10 protein-coding genes are annotated in these 14,241 nt (G+C 46.8%); 6 read left to right on the top strand and 4 right to left on the bottom strand.

Annotated features, from left to right (window positions below):
• The first annotated feature begins 33 nt into the window (after positions 1 to 33).
• Entirely contained in the window at positions 34 to 606 is a 573-nt protein-coding gene (locus VIS94_17805) for an energy transducer TonB (protein HEY9162933.1), read from the top strand.
• Between the two features lie 4 nt (positions 607 to 610).
• On the opposite strand, the gene VIS94_17800 is transcribed toward VIS94_17805, so the two are convergent.
• Positions 611 to 1,816 (bottom strand): CoA transferase, encoded by a 1,206-nt coding sequence (locus VIS94_17800; GenBank protein HEY9162932.1) that lies wholly within the window; start codon positions 1,814 to 1,816, stop codon positions 611 to 613.
• 209 nt (positions 1,817 to 2,025) lie between these two features.
• Here VIS94_17800 and VIS94_17795 point away from each other — a divergent pair, with 209 nt between their 5' ends.
• The 5 genes from VIS94_17795 (at position 2,026) to VIS94_17775 (ending at position 9,782) form a co-directional block, all read left to right on the top strand.
• Positions 2,026 to 3,234, top strand: coding sequence for a hypothetical protein (locus tag VIS94_17795; protein ID HEY9162931.1), 1,209 nt, complete (start codon positions 2,026 to 2,028; stop codon positions 3,232 to 3,234).
• A 62-nt stretch (positions 3,235 to 3,296) separates the two neighbouring features.
• Entirely contained in the window at positions 3,297 to 5,309 is a 2,013-nt protein-coding gene (locus VIS94_17790; protein ID HEY9162930.1) for a long-chain fatty acid--CoA ligase, read from the top strand.
• A gap of 219 nt (positions 5,310 to 5,528) precedes the next feature.
• On the top strand, positions 5,529 to 6,785 hold the full coding sequence (locus VIS94_17785; protein HEY9162929.1) for an acetyl-CoA C-acyltransferase: 1,257 nt from the start codon (positions 5,529 to 5,531) through the stop codon (positions 6,783 to 6,785).
• 165 nt (positions 6,786 to 6,950) lie between these two features.
• Positions 6,951 to 8,249 (top strand): NAD(P)/FAD-dependent oxidoreductase, encoded by a 1,299-nt coding sequence (locus VIS94_17780; protein ID HEY9162928.1) that lies wholly within the window; start codon positions 6,951 to 6,953, stop codon positions 8,247 to 8,249.
• An 18-nt stretch (positions 8,250 to 8,267) separates the two neighbouring features.
• Positions 8,268 to 9,782, top strand: a complete 1,515-nt coding sequence (locus VIS94_17775) for a beta-N-acetylhexosaminidase (GenBank protein ID HEY9162927.1) — start codon at positions 8,268 to 8,270, stop codon at positions 9,780 to 9,782.
• A 56-nt stretch (positions 9,783 to 9,838) separates the two neighbouring features.
• Here the strand turns inward: VIS94_17775 and VIS94_17770 are convergent, their stop codons facing one another.
• Genes VIS94_17770 through lon form a run of 3 tightly spaced genes read right to left on the bottom strand, consistent with a single transcriptional unit; the run spans position 9,839 to position 14,230 of the window.
• Complete coding sequence (locus tag VIS94_17770) at positions 9,839 to 11,239, bottom strand: galactokinase family protein (GenBank protein ID HEY9162926.1); 1,401 nt, start codon at positions 11,237 to 11,239, stop codon at positions 9,839 to 9,841.
• Positions 11,236 to 12,048, bottom strand: coding sequence for a nucleotidyltransferase family protein (locus VIS94_17765; GenBank protein HEY9162925.1), 813 nt, complete (start codon positions 12,046 to 12,048; stop codon positions 11,236 to 11,238). The genes VIS94_17770 and VIS94_17765 overlap by 4 nt, the downstream gene beginning before the upstream one ends.
• A 28-nt stretch (positions 12,049 to 12,076) precedes the next feature.
• Complete coding sequence (lon, locus tag VIS94_17760) at positions 12,077 to 14,230, bottom strand: endopeptidase La (protein ID HEY9162924.1); 2,154 nt, start codon at positions 14,228 to 14,230, stop codon at positions 12,077 to 12,079.
• Between the last annotated feature and the right edge of the window lie 11 nt (positions 14,231 to 14,241).

Genomic DNA, 14,241 nt, shown 5'->3' with positions numbered 1-14,241 from the left:
CTCTGTTTCACCCTGCCGGTAAATTGAATACTTATGAACAGGTTCTATGCATGCCTTGCGGTTTCCATTATCATTCATATGGCAGTCCTGGTTCCGTTTTATCTCATGGAAAGGTTTGGAATTATTGCACCTCCCGGGATAATCAAAGTTTCCCTAGTCGGTTCTCCGGCGGTTAAAGGACAGTCCGAATCCGAAAAAGCAAGCCGGACGGATTTTAATGTCACAGCTCAGGAAGAGAAACCTGATTCAAAAGAAACTGAAAAATCCGACTATAATGAAGAACAGTCTGACAGGATCAACGAAGCGCCCGTTGACGACCCGAGCAATAAGGCCAACCTCAGCTATTACGGAAAGGTCAAGGGGAAAATTTTTATCAACTATAAATATCCCCAGGAAGCTGCAGATGAAGGCATACACGGATATGTTAAAATTACTTTTATTATAGACAGTTCCGGCAGGGTCACTTCATTGAGGGTGAAAAAAAGCTCGGGCTATAAAATCTTAGATGCCGTCTCGTCAAAGGCAGTACTTGATGCAAGCCCGTTCCCGCCCCGGGAAAACAGTATCAAGATCGAGGTCGGCTTTCTTTATGTCCTCGACAACTGAGGTATCAATTTATTATTTTCTTTTCTCTGAGTTCATCCAGTTCCTGATCGGTATAACCGAGCCAGTCTCTCAATATCAATAGATTGTGCTCACCCAGACCGGGCCCCGGCATTCTGATAGAACCGGCAGTATCCGAGAACTTGTACGGTATTCCGGGAATATCTACTTCACCGAATTGCGGGTGGGTTATTTTTGTCAGCATACCGCGTGATTTCAGATTTTCATCCGAGTTCACCTGCTCGCAGGTATATGCTGTTCCGCAGGGGATTTTCCTTTTTTCAAGACTTTCTACAACCTCAGCCGATGTGTGCAGAACCGTCCATTCTTCAATTATTGCAACCGCCTCGTTGTGATTGCGTATCTGGGAAATAAGGTTGTTGTACTTCGGATCATTTTGAAGTTCAGGCCTGCCCACGATTTCAGAAAGGTCTTTCCATTGCCTGGATGTTATCGCCACTATTGCGACCTTACCGTCCGAGGTCCTGAAAAAACCGTAAAACGGCATGCGGTCGTCCGAATTGAGCACATCCCTCGGCATCCTGCCGAGCGTTTTGTTCGCATCTTCCATTGAGGGCCCGATCGCTCTATCCAGCATGGCCCTGTAATTCGAGAAATAGAGTACATCCTGCATCGACATGTCTATGTGCTGGCCGTTGCCGGTCTTCATCCGGTTAATCAGGGCAAGCAGCACGGCGTTGGCTGCATAAGCGCCTGCCGTAAGATCCGCCCAGTAATTTGAAGGTGTTCTGAGTCCTTTCTGATCATTCCAGAAATGTCCTGATGTGGCCTGGGTTATTATGTCAAAAGCAACCCTTTCGGGATTAACGCCTGTCTCGCCGAATCCGGAGATGGATACATGTATAATGTCTTTTTTTATTTTTTTCAGATCATCATAGCCGAGACCATATTTCTCGAGTGAACCTGGAACATGATTATGCACGAATACATCCGTCTCCTTGACAAGCCGCCTTACGGCATCACTGCCTTCGGGTTTTCTGAAATCAATCGCCAGCCCGTACTTGTTCCTGTTGAATACCGAGAAACCCCTTTCCGCACCGGGCACCAGTCCGAATATTATCCTCAGAGTCTGACCTTCAGGCGGTTCCACATGGACAACTTCGGCCCCCATGTCCGCAAGAATCTGGGTGCATCGCGAACCTGATATGAACTGTGCAAGTTCTATAACCCTGATTCCTTCAAGAACACTCATTGTTTACCTCCAATCTGATTGTGAATATTACAATCAATGTAAATTTAGTTTACAAGTATCACCTGTAAACTCTTAATTAAATTGTATATTTTTACGATTACATGCTTGACGAAAATCTTCAATAACTTATTATTTGTAAAAATGCGATCTTCGTTGATATATCATCAGGCCAAGTATTAGGTCTTTCAAATATCAAGGAGGAATTATTTATGAATTTTCAGTCTCTGCCATTTGGAATTAAAACATCTGCTTTATTTTTTGTAATGTTTTTCTTTCTTTTGACTGCTTCCCAGGCTGGGGTCTGGGATATGGACATTCCAATTCCCAATAACGATCCCGGCTGGGCAACGTTCAGAACCCTTTGGGACAAGCACTGGGACGGGAAAAACATAAACCAGATAATTGCCTGCTTAAAGGGCATAGAGCAGAAGAATCCCAATAATCTCGAGGTTAATCTCTGGCTTTCAAAGGCTTACAGCATAAAGGGAAAGCGTCACAATAAAAGTTCCGACTACAAACTTTCGGAAGCATACTGTGTCAAGGCTCATGGAATCGACAAGGACAACATAACCGCATTCAAGCTGCTGATCGACGCTGTCCCAAATATTTACAGTTATAATGAAATAATGGCTAAACACGGACAATGGATAAAATCCGTTGTCCCTCTTCCAACCGGAGAAGCACTGCCGCTTATGCCCAACCAGCCCGGCTGGGATAAATTTTATGAGCTGTGGCAGGAACGAAACGATATTGAAAAGGCCGTCTCCGCAGTAAAAATGCTTGATGAAATGGCTGCTCAAAATCCCGGTGACGGAATGGTCCAGGTCTGGGCATGCAGGGGGAACTATTATCTCGGCGAATACTGGTCGTCCATGGACATGCATGACTCCAAGGCAATGCCTTACTATAAAAAGGGCACGCAGTACGGTGAGAAAGCGAAAAGGCTGCTTCCCCACAGCGTACCTGCCACATACTGGTACCAGCTGAATCTTGCCAGGTCTCTTCAGTATGCAAATATTCTGACTCAGGCAAAATATTTAACAACCTTTGTAGGGCTTCTGCTCTTCTGTTCATATGAAAATTCTCTTTATTATTATTTCGGTCCGAACCTGACACTGGGCACCATGATCACGAATACAGGATGGCTTGCTGAAAAAGGCATGGGCATAGCAGGCGTATCGCTCGAAAACGAGATGATATCCCTCGATCTGGCAATGATGCTGTATCCTGACTATCTCTATATACCTTACGCAAAAGCCGACGTGCTCGCGTACAAGGGCAAAAAGAAAGAGGCCATGAAAATCCTTGAGGATGTTCTTGTCATGGACCCAGACCGCGACAAGAATGCCATGGCTGAAAATCGTTGCCATCAGAGATTTTCAAGACTTCTCTACAATAAGCTGAAAAAAGAGAAATGAAGTCCGGATTATAAACCGGACTTTTATTTTGAAATAATAATTATTCATTAAGGAGGCGTACATTGTCTTACAGAAACGATACTCTTTGCGGGCTGTTCCACTCACAGGCGCTGCATTTTGGCAGCAGGCATGTTTTTCTGATGGGAAAGTTCGATGAAGACGGCAACCCGTCGCAAACCTATTCATCCATTACATGGGAACAAGCCAGAAATGAAGTCATTGCACTGGCCAGGGGACTCAGGGCCCTTGGGCTCGGAAGGGGGGACAGGGCTGTAATTTTTTCGGAAAGCAGGCCGCGCTGGATTATAGCTGACCAGGCGATCCAGGCATGCGGTGCAATAGGCGTCCCGTTCTATCCGACGGTTTCAATGGATGAGCTTGTTCATATGATCGGGAACTGCGAACCGAAACTTGCAATAGTATCAACAGTCGATAAGGCCATCAAGATCAATACGGCATGCGAAGGACTTCAAAGGTTTCCAGTTATCGTCATAACACCTTTTGACGGTGAAAGGCCTGATAATTCATATTCGCTCAATGAGGCATTCAGGCTCGGAGAAAAAATAAGCGCCGCCGAAATTGAAGAATGCATACAGCGTGTAATACCCGATGATATTGCATCGATCATATATACATCAGGCACGACAGGACTTTCCAAAGGGGTCGTCATTTCACAGGGCAACTGGATGGCAAATATTATTCAATGTACAAACTCCGAGATGATGCGGAGGCAGAAGGAGCTGGAACTGCATCTTGTTTCGCTCATACACCTGCCCCTGTGCCATTCATATGCCAGGACAAGCGACTATCATGTATCAGGGCTGTATCTGGGCGGTACTCTGGCATTTGCCAGGGATTATAAAACACTTCAGGAGGACCTCCTTGAAATAAGACCAAATATCATTACGTCAATACCCATGTTTTTTGAGAAGTCATTCGAGAGAGTCAAGTCAGCGGTAGCAAAACAGAAAAAGCCTTACCGCAAGATCTTCGACCTGGCGATGAAAATCGGAAAGCTTTACTGCGACAGCATGGCCACCGGCAAAAAGATGAATATCTTCCAGCTGATCGCCTTTGCTCAGGCCAATAACCTTGTTTTCAACAGAATCCGCGAACTAATGGGCCTCGACCGTCTGGTGTTGGCCCTTTCGGGAGGAGGAAAGCTTTCAAAAGAGGTCTGCACGTTCTTCCGCTCACTGGGAATCCAGCTTAACGAAGGGTACGGGCTTACAGAAACAAGTCCTGTGATAAATTTCAACGAACCCGCATTCATCGATGAAGCACCTAAAACACCTTTACGTAAATGGATCAGGAAAAGTCTCATAGATATGACGACGGAGCTTATGGTTGTATGCCAGTCAAAGGGAATATCACCTTATTCCCACCCGGCGCTTGGACTCAAGCTGGCGCTGACCTATTATACTCTTGTATATAAGATGCGCGTAAAACCGGGAACTGTCGGCCGGCCGGTAATCGGCACCATTGAAAAGGTCGCTGAAGACGGAGAATTGCTGGTTAAAGGGCCGCAGATATTCAAGGGATACTGGCGCATGCCTGAAGAAACAGCAGCAGCATTCACCGATGACGGATGGTTCAAGACTGGCGATATCGGAAGGTTCGACTCCGACGGATTCCTCGAGATTACGGACAGGAAAAAGGAACTCTTCGTGACCACAGGCGGAAAGAATATAGCACCCCACCCTATCGAGGTGTCTCTGATAGCAAGGCCCTATATCGACCAGGTCTGTCTTGTCGGCGACAACAGAAAGTTCATTTCCGCACTCATAATTCCCGATTACCGTGCACTCGAAAAATTCGCGAGGGGTAAGAACATACCGTATAATTCCATCCAGGAGCTTGTGAATCTGCCCGAAATCGAATCCCTGATACAGAAAGAGATCGATTTTGTTAATGCAAGACTTGCAAGGTTTGAGCAGATTAGGACCTTCAGGATACTCGCAAACCCCTTCGATATCTCAACAGGCGAATTAACGCCCACAATGAAGGTGAAACGCCGCGTTGTTTATGAAAAGTTCAAAAGCGATATAGAGAAGATGTATACTCAAACCAATTAGGTGTATGTCAGGGGAGGGGTAAAAAAAGCACCTCACCCTTCCCTTATCCGTCCCAGCATGATTACCCTGCGAGCATAAGCATGTCTGTTACTCAGATATTGCTTTACCCGCAAAATCATTTACGTTATAAGTTTAAAATGAATGATAATTCATTTTAAACATGAGGGGACACATGCTGTCTCCCACTTATAAAACACTAATGGGAAGAAAGGAGATTTCATGAAGGATGTGGTTATTGTTTCGGCATGCAGGACCGCAATCGGAACATTCGGCGGTACGTTAAAAGATGTAATATTGGCTGATCTCGGTGCAGCTGTAATGAAGGAGGCCGTCAAAAGGGCGGGAATTGATCCCTCAACCATCGATGATGTCCGTTTCGGATGCTGCATGGAGCATGTGAACACCCTCAATTCAACAAGAACGGCAGCTCTTCTTGCAGGTATCCCTGTTACTGTTCCGGCAGTTACAATCAACAGGGTATGTCCTTCGGGAATGGAAGCCACGGCAAGCGGCATGGCCATGATACAGGCCGGCATGGCTGACACGGTTCTTGTCGGCGGCATGGAGCACATGTCAGGTGTTCCTTACGCATCGCTTGAGGCCCGCTGGGGTTGCAGGCTTCAGGACAAAACCCTTGTCGACTGCATTATAAGAGGACTTCACTGCGGTTCGTATGTACAGCCGCTTTCAGATGACAGCCCGGCAAAAGACACGCCGCTATTCGATATGTTCAAGGGAAAGCCCTACATCATGGGCCAGACAGCGGAATTCATAGCAGCGATATACGGCATAACACGGGAAGAAATGGATGAAGTGGCACTGAAAAGCCACAACTGTGCGGAAAGGGCAACAAAAGAAGGTGCATTTGCTGAAGAGATAGTCCCTATTGAAATACCCAGCAAAAAGAAGGGCAAACCGCCTGTAATATTCGACAAAGACGAACACTTCAGACCCGGGCTTACCATGCAGGACCTTGCAGACCTTCCGCCGGCATTCATTCCCAAAATAGGCAAGGTAACCGCAGGCAATTCATCAGGCATCAACGATGGCGCATCGGCGATGGTCATCATGAGCGCGGACAAGGCAAAAGAACTTGGCTTGAAGCCGCTCGCTAAAATCCGCTCGGTCGGCCGTGGCGGATGCCATCCTTCGGTAATGGGCCTGAGTCCCACTCCAGCAGTCAAGAACCTTCTGAAGAATGACCCGAAACTGACCATCGACAGCTTTGAGCTTATAGAGCTTAACGAAGCCTTTGCATCTCAGTATATCGGATGCGAAAGGGACCTCGGATTCAAAAGAGACCGGGCAAACCTCAACGGCTCAGGCATCGGTCTGGGCCATCCTGTGGGTTCGACAGGCTGCCGTATAATAGTATCGCTCTTATACGGGATGAGAAATCGCGGTAAAAATCTCGGACTCGCAACCATCTGCGGTGGCGGTGGTGTAGGAATGGCGACAGCGATAGAAATAATCTGATCCTTTTATTATGAAAGGCCGTGTACATTGATATATTGATGTCACGGCCTTTTCATAAATTATCTCGAATAAATCCATCAACTTTTCATATTAAATATATATTCCTACTGAATTGCGGAGTATAATAATCATATTAATTAAATTGTAATTCAGGAGGTAAGAATCATGTATGATGTTATAATTATAGGGGCTGGTTATGGAGGTATGAGTACTGCGGCGCTGCTCGGAGAATATGGCAAGAAGATTCTTGTTCTCGAAGGCTCTGCGCTTAAAGGCGGCAGGGCTGCATCTTTCAAGGACAGTGACGGCTATACATGGGAATACGGCGCCCATTCACACAGGCTTGCACATAAAGGTATTGCAAATCAGGTATTCAAAAAACTTGGTGAAGAGATCGAATTTATCCCGGAAGCCAGGGATTCAAAATTGATATTCAAGGGAAAAGTCTGGGAAAGGCCACGGGGTCCTCTGGAATTTCTCTCAACCCCCATGCTGAGCCTTAAGGCAAGGTTCACGCTGCTGCTTTTTCTTCTGAAATTAAAAAAAGCGCATCCCCATGACTGGTATGAGAAGACCTTACTTCAATTTTACCGTACATGGTTCAACAATAAAGAGGTCGAGGAATTCCTATCGTTTTTCGGCATGACCGTCATGTGTCCCGATGCTACAAAGGTCAGCGCCGGAGAGGTTATAGATTTTCTCCAAAGGGCGCTAGCAGCAGGAATCGGTGTTGGTGAACCTGCAGGCGGTTCAGCACAGCTTTTCAAGAAGCTGAAAAAACATATAGATAAAAGAGGAGAAATAAGGCTTGAAGAAAAGGCTGTTTCAATAATTGTAGAAAACGGACATGTCAGGGGAGTGGTAACAAATAATGGGATCTATAATGCAAACAGGGTTGTTTTCGCAGCAAGACTGCCTCTTCTTCTGGACATTATCGACAACTCGCTGCTTTCCAACAAGCTGGTTTCATATGCGAAGAACCTGGAAAACAGTTCGGGCCTTTCAATTGATTTCATAACGCATGGTCCTGCAAGCAGCATCAAGGGAAGCATACTTGGTGTTGACATTCCGATATGGGCAAAATTCCAGTCGAATACGGATGCTTCCTTCACGCCAAAGGATAAATACCTTTCGACCTGGGGAATCATGCTGCCATGGAAATACGACGGTGATCCTGCTGTTGCCGAGAAAACAGAAAAAAAATTGAAGTCGACCATCTCTCATTTTTTCCCCGGGTTTCTGCCGAACATCGTTAAAGAAAGAAAGATCGTTGCCAATGTCATGAACGGCAACGTGCTTACTCCGGGACAGTCCAAACCCAAAAGGCCGCGGGTTGTATGCGACACCGTCCAGGGGCTTTATTTCGTGGGTGACACCGTCAGAGGTGACGGCTGTTCCGGCGACATCAGTTTTTCTTCAGCTATAAAGGTTGCGGATACCATTTCCGGAGAGCAGTTCTATTAAATGTGAGAGGAGGTCAACTTGAGCAGCCCGTACAATATCATACCCTGGCCTGAAAAAGTCATTTCTGATGAAGGTTTTCTGAGCTTTAGCAAAAAGATCATCATAACTTTGCCTGAACAAGCGGATGATGCATGGGTAAGAAAGGCTTATGTTTTCAAAGATAAATTGAAAGAACGCTTCGGTATTGACGCAGGTGTGATTTCCGGTTCAGGAGAGAATGCGGAAACCCCTTCGATCGTGATCGAACATGTCATGCACCGGGAAGAAGCCTACAGGCTCTCTGTAAAGGATATTATCAGAATCAGCTCCGGTTCGCATTCCGGGCTTCATAATGCATTCATGACACTGCTGCAGCTTATTATACGAAACAAAAGTTCAGTTGTTGTCCCGAAGGTTCATATTGAGGACAGCCCTCGATTTTCCTGGAGGGGAACACTGATTGATCCCGCACGCAATTTCCTTCCTGTCTGTATGGTCAAGGAATATATCGATCATATATCCGAACTCAAACTTAACATCCTACACTGGCATCTGGTCGATGACCAGGGGTGGCGTATGGAGAGTCTGATCTTTCCCAGGCTGCACCTCTCCGGGGGAAAAGGCGGATATTATACACAGTCCGAGATACGCGAGATCATAGCCTATGCGGAAGACCGGAATGTAATGATCCTTCCGGAAATCGACATGCCCGGCCATACATCGGCAATGCTTTCTGCCTATCCCGAACTTTCCTGCACAGGAAAACCTGTGGAACTGAGGCAGCGGCCGGGTATTTTTGCATCCGCCCTTTGCGCGTCGAACGAGGCGGTATATGATTTCATCGACAGGCTTTTAGGTGAAGTCGCAGGGCTTTTCCCCTTCCCCTTTGTTCATATAGGCTCCGATGAAGTGGTCGCCGGTGACTGGCTCAACCATGATGCATGCACATCTCTTATGAACAAGAATGGAATAAAGGACAAAACAGGACTTCATGCATATTTTGTTTCTCGCGTAAATGATATCCTCATAAAGCATGGCAGGAAAATGATCGCATGGGACGAGGTTACTCATTTCATACCTGACGGGGCAATCGTTCAGGCATGGAGAAACCACAAATTCGCTCTAGTGGCAGCTGAAGCGGGACATGATGCCATTGTATCGCCTACCACGCACTGTTATTATGATTATCCCCATATAGTCACATCAGTTGAAAAGGTATATTCATTTGAACCTGTTCCTGAAAACATTACCACAAATCTTGCAAATCATATTCTGGGAACCGAGGCCAATCTATGGGGGGAATGGATTACACCTGAAAAACTTACAAAGAGAGCCTTCCCCAGGATGCTTGCTCATGCCGAGGTCTGCTGGACACAAAAAGAAAATCGAAATTTTATACATTTCAGGGACAGAATGCATGCCATTTCAGACGACATGAAAAAAAGAGGGGTGCGTTTCGGCACGAACTTCGAGCCGTTCCTGTGGCTATGGTTCGGCATCATGAAGCTTTATGAAATCCTCTTTATCAGAGACAAGGACAAAGGCAGCGAATAGCGGCTGATCATTTCCTACCAGGAATTAAACTTGTGACCTGTGCCAGATTTTACAGATTATGCGGCCTCAATCCTGAATGATGCAGGCCCCAGCCAGCTCGAAAAGAACTCGGCGTCTTTCATGCTTTCGGGAAAGGCCTTTCTGTATTCATCCGCCCACTCGAAGAAAAAACCCTCGGCCGCAGCCTGAACAGGGACAAGCGCCCACACCGAACCTCCTTGACCTGAATTGAAAGCCGATGATGCGGGTGCTCCCAGTTTCCGTGCAGCCTTGTTTAAAAATATGGTCTGGGGCGTCTGGTTGCCGAGATGCGTTACCCCGAGATTCTGTGATTCGTCAGCCAGTCTTCCGAATTCCTCAATGTTGCAGTCAATCAGCGAATCTCCGGCAGCAGGGATTATTTCCATGCTTTCCCTTATGAACTGTTCAAGACGCTTTATGAGGTATATGGGATCGAGTCCGCCCTTTTTTAGCGATTTCCTGATTATTGCCGGGAATGATTTTTTAATATAATCAACACCTGCATCCATAAGCACCTCATTGAGGTTATTAAAGAAAGTGGTGTGATGTCTGTTCCAGATATCGACCAGCACCGATGTGAGCATGTAAATCATTTTGTGCTTTTCCAGAATATTGTCTGCCAGCCCGGCTTTTACACCGCTGGTTGCAATGCCCATTACATATCCGTCAGGAAGCGGGATTTCCCTTTCAAGGACAACAGGAGAGAATGAATACTGGCTGAACCGGTTTTTTGAACAGCACATGAGCGCTGTATAATCCTCACCGCCTGTTAATGTCCCGGTGCCGATATCTCCGGGCAATCCTCCGAAATCGTGTCCTTTTTCAATGGCTCCGAGATAGCCAGCCAGAGATTTGCCGTCAGTAATGCTGGAAACAAACTTGTGCTTTTCAAACAGCCTGTTGATGTGTGCAATGCAAAGCGAAAAGCCTGTTATCAGAGCACTCGAACTGCTCATTCCCGATCCTGAAGGCAGATCGCTGGCAAAGGCGATGTCTGCGCCTTTCAGATCAGGGCCGAAATTACGGGCGATTCTCCTTGCTGCAGTAACAGGGTAGTTCGTCCAGTGCCCTGCCTCCGGGATAAGCCCTGCATCGAGGTTGAATGAAGTTTTCATGACGCTGGACATATCGTAAATATTAATCTTATTGTCATTCCTGCCTACCGCTGTAAAACAGAAGCCCCTTTCAAGGGCGGCAAGAAGGCACCGGCCGCCGGCGTAATCCGTATGTTTTCCTAAAAGTTCTATACGACCGGGAACAAAAAGCATTACGGATTCGGCGTCCTTATCAGCCCCCTGTTCGATAAGTTTTGAACAGCATATTGCAAACAGGTTGGCCTTTGAAACAGAAGCCCTCCTGCTCAAGCCCTTTTCAACAAGCCTGTCATAGAAGTCATCATATCTGGAAAACTTTGAAAGGCATGTAAAAGGACTCAAAGGCTGACCTCCTTATGCCTGAGAAAGGAATCGACTGACTTTATATCCGAACGCCCCGTCATATCGAGGACACCCAGCCTGACAGGTATCATCCTGAATTTTTCGTTAAGATTGCTGATGGCGTATTCAACAGCGGATGCAATCTCGTACTCACCTCTTATGGATGGCTTTATGGAGCGGCAGGCCTCAAATATCGATTTGGAGAATTTCCAGCAGTTCATGCTTACGTACATCCCGCCTGCATTCTCCTTCATGAACTCTTCGGAAGGCTTCTCGATAATCCTTTTCAGATAATATTTTTCATCAGGCTCCAGCAGGGCATATTTTGATATGCGTTCAGCAGGGATATTGCCATGTTCGACAAGCGCTTTACCGTCGAATGCGACAGTAGCGCACGAATCGGATTGTCTCAGGGCTACGAGCGCTTCGGCAGGATAATAATTATCCGAATTGATTACAGCGAATGCATCATCCCCTGTAAATCCCGATGCAGCCAGAACCGCATCGGCAGTGCCTTCAGGCTTCTCCTGCTCGGCAAAACTTATCAGCACCCTTTTGGGATTTATCGAACCGTAATAATCCCTGAGAGGATCGAATTCCGCACCCGGCCCGATAACCAAGCATATCTTTTTATACCCTGCATCGGCAAGCGCGCTTATCACATAATCCAGAAACGGCCTGCCGATAGGGATCATGGCCTTTATTCCGGTATCGGCGACATGATTCTGTTCAGGACTTACTTCAGCATCATTATCCCGGCTCCTCATCCTGGTGCCCAGACCACGTGCGAGAATCACGGCCTTTTCCATAGCACCATCCCCCATAAAATAAGATTTTCTATGCTGAAACAGGTATAGAGGTTAATTCATCCCTGAAAAAGAGCTGGGCGGCATCACCAAAGCTGCTGACATATATTATTTCCAGGTTAAGGGATACATCGGTTGTCAGTTTCAATATGTCCGCCTCATTTTTTGCAGGAAGTATAACTCTGCTTATGCCTGCCCTTTCTGCGGCAAGGACCTTCTCCTTTATACCGCCTACAGGGAGTACACGCCCTGAAAGGGTCACTTCGCCGGTTATCGCCGTGTCGCTCCTTACAGGTCTGGCCTGGAAATAGGAAAGGAGTGCACAGAGAATCGCAAGACCGGCTGAAGGCCCGTCTTTTGATATGGCGCCTGCAGGGACATGGATATGTATATCGATTTTGGAAAAATCAACAGGTTCGACCACAAGGTCTGCAATTCTGCTTTTCAGATATCCGATTGCTATTCTTGCGGATTCCTGCATGACCTGGCCCATATTACCGGTCAGTTCGATTTTACCAGAGCCTGGCATCGATGATACTTCGATAAGCAGAATCTCACCGCCTGCCGGCGTCCATGCAAGGCCGGTCGATATGCCTATGCAGTCGCTGTTCATGGCCTGCTCTTTGTATCTTGTCACGGGCCCGAGGTATTCGCGGACGATTTCGCAGGTAACACGTTCCGGAATTTCAAGATCAGACGCCTTTCTCTTGGCGATTTTTCTGAACAGACTCTCAATCTTTCTTTCGAGGTCGCGTACACCCGACTCGACAGTATACGAGTTTATGATCATCATCGTGGCTTCATCATCAAAAATGATAGGCTCATTTTCAAGACCTGACTCGGCAGCCTTTTTCCTTATCAGATGAAGCTTTGCGATATTCAGCTTTTCGTCATCCGAGTACCCGGCAATGTCGATTATCTCCATCCTGTCCAGAAGTGTTGCAGGTATTGTTTCCGTTGTGTTCGCAGTCGCTATGAACATGACCTGCGAAAGGTCGAACGGTATTTCCATATAGTTGTCTTTAAAGGAAAAGTTCTGTTCGGGATCAAGAACCTCCAGCATGGCCGATGCCGGATCACCCCTGAAATCCTTTCCGAGCTTGTCAATTTCATCCAAAATGAACACGGGATTCATTGTCCCTGCACGCTGGATTTCCTTGATGATTCTGCCAGGCATGGCCCCGATATATGTCCTTCTGTGGCCCCTTATTTCGGCTTCATCACGAATTCCGCCGAGAGACATCCTGATATACTTTCTGCCCATCGCCTCGGCAATGCTTTTTCCAAGGGATGTTTTTCCTACACCGGGAGGCCCCACAAAACATATGATGGATCCTTTCGAATCCGCCTTGAGCTTTTTAACGGCCAGGAACTCAAGTATTCTTTCCTTCGCATCCTTGAGATTGAAATGATCCCTGTCAAGTACCTCTTTCGCCTTTTCAATGTCGATGAAATCCTGAGTCCTTATCTCCCACGGCATGTCGAGAATAAACTCGATATAGCTTCTGCTGACCGTATATTCCGGAGAATACTGGTGCATATATTTAAGCCTGCCCATTTCCTTGTTGAGGGCTGTTCTTGCCTCTTCCGGCAGTGGAGTCCTCTCGATCCTTTCCTCAAGTTCTTTTGTCTCTTCCGCCATTGGGTTGCCCGCCTTCGAATTGTTTGCCCTCTGTGCCTTCGGACTGATGCGGTTGAGATAGCCGAAAACGAGCTTTATCCTCGTCATACTGTCGGGTGTGTACAGGAATCTCATCTTTTCCTGAATCGGAAGGTCAATGTTTGCAGCGACCATATCTGCAAAATTGCCGGGATTCTTTTCTTTCATAAGGTTGACGGAATTGGGAAACACAAGCTTGACCAGGGCCCTGACCCCCTGGATTAGTCCTTCGTTCAGAAGGTTTTTTTCATACCAGTCCGGAACATCCGTAACACGTATGTCTCCTATTTCGCCGTCCATCCGTTCCATGGACCTGACCCTGCATTCGCCGTCTATGATGACAGTGTCATCATGGGCTTCCCTGACCAGGCATCTTACACCTATATCTCCAGAAGACATCGGGGTTTTGAAAAAAATAGCCAGCTCTCCCTGCAGCTTCAGGAGTTCAGCCATCTCGGGACTTACTTTAAGGGAAAATGAGCTGTGTGGAAAAAAAACATTATCCCTCACTATCATTGCAAACATAATATCTCCCC

Source organism: Desulfomonilia bacterium (assembly GCA_036567785.1).
Lineage (GTDB): Bacteria > Desulfobacterota > Desulfomonilia > UBA1062 > UBA1062 > DATCTV01.
Note: the sequence above shows the minus strand (reverse complement) of the source record. Positions and strands in the feature narration are given on the sequence as shown.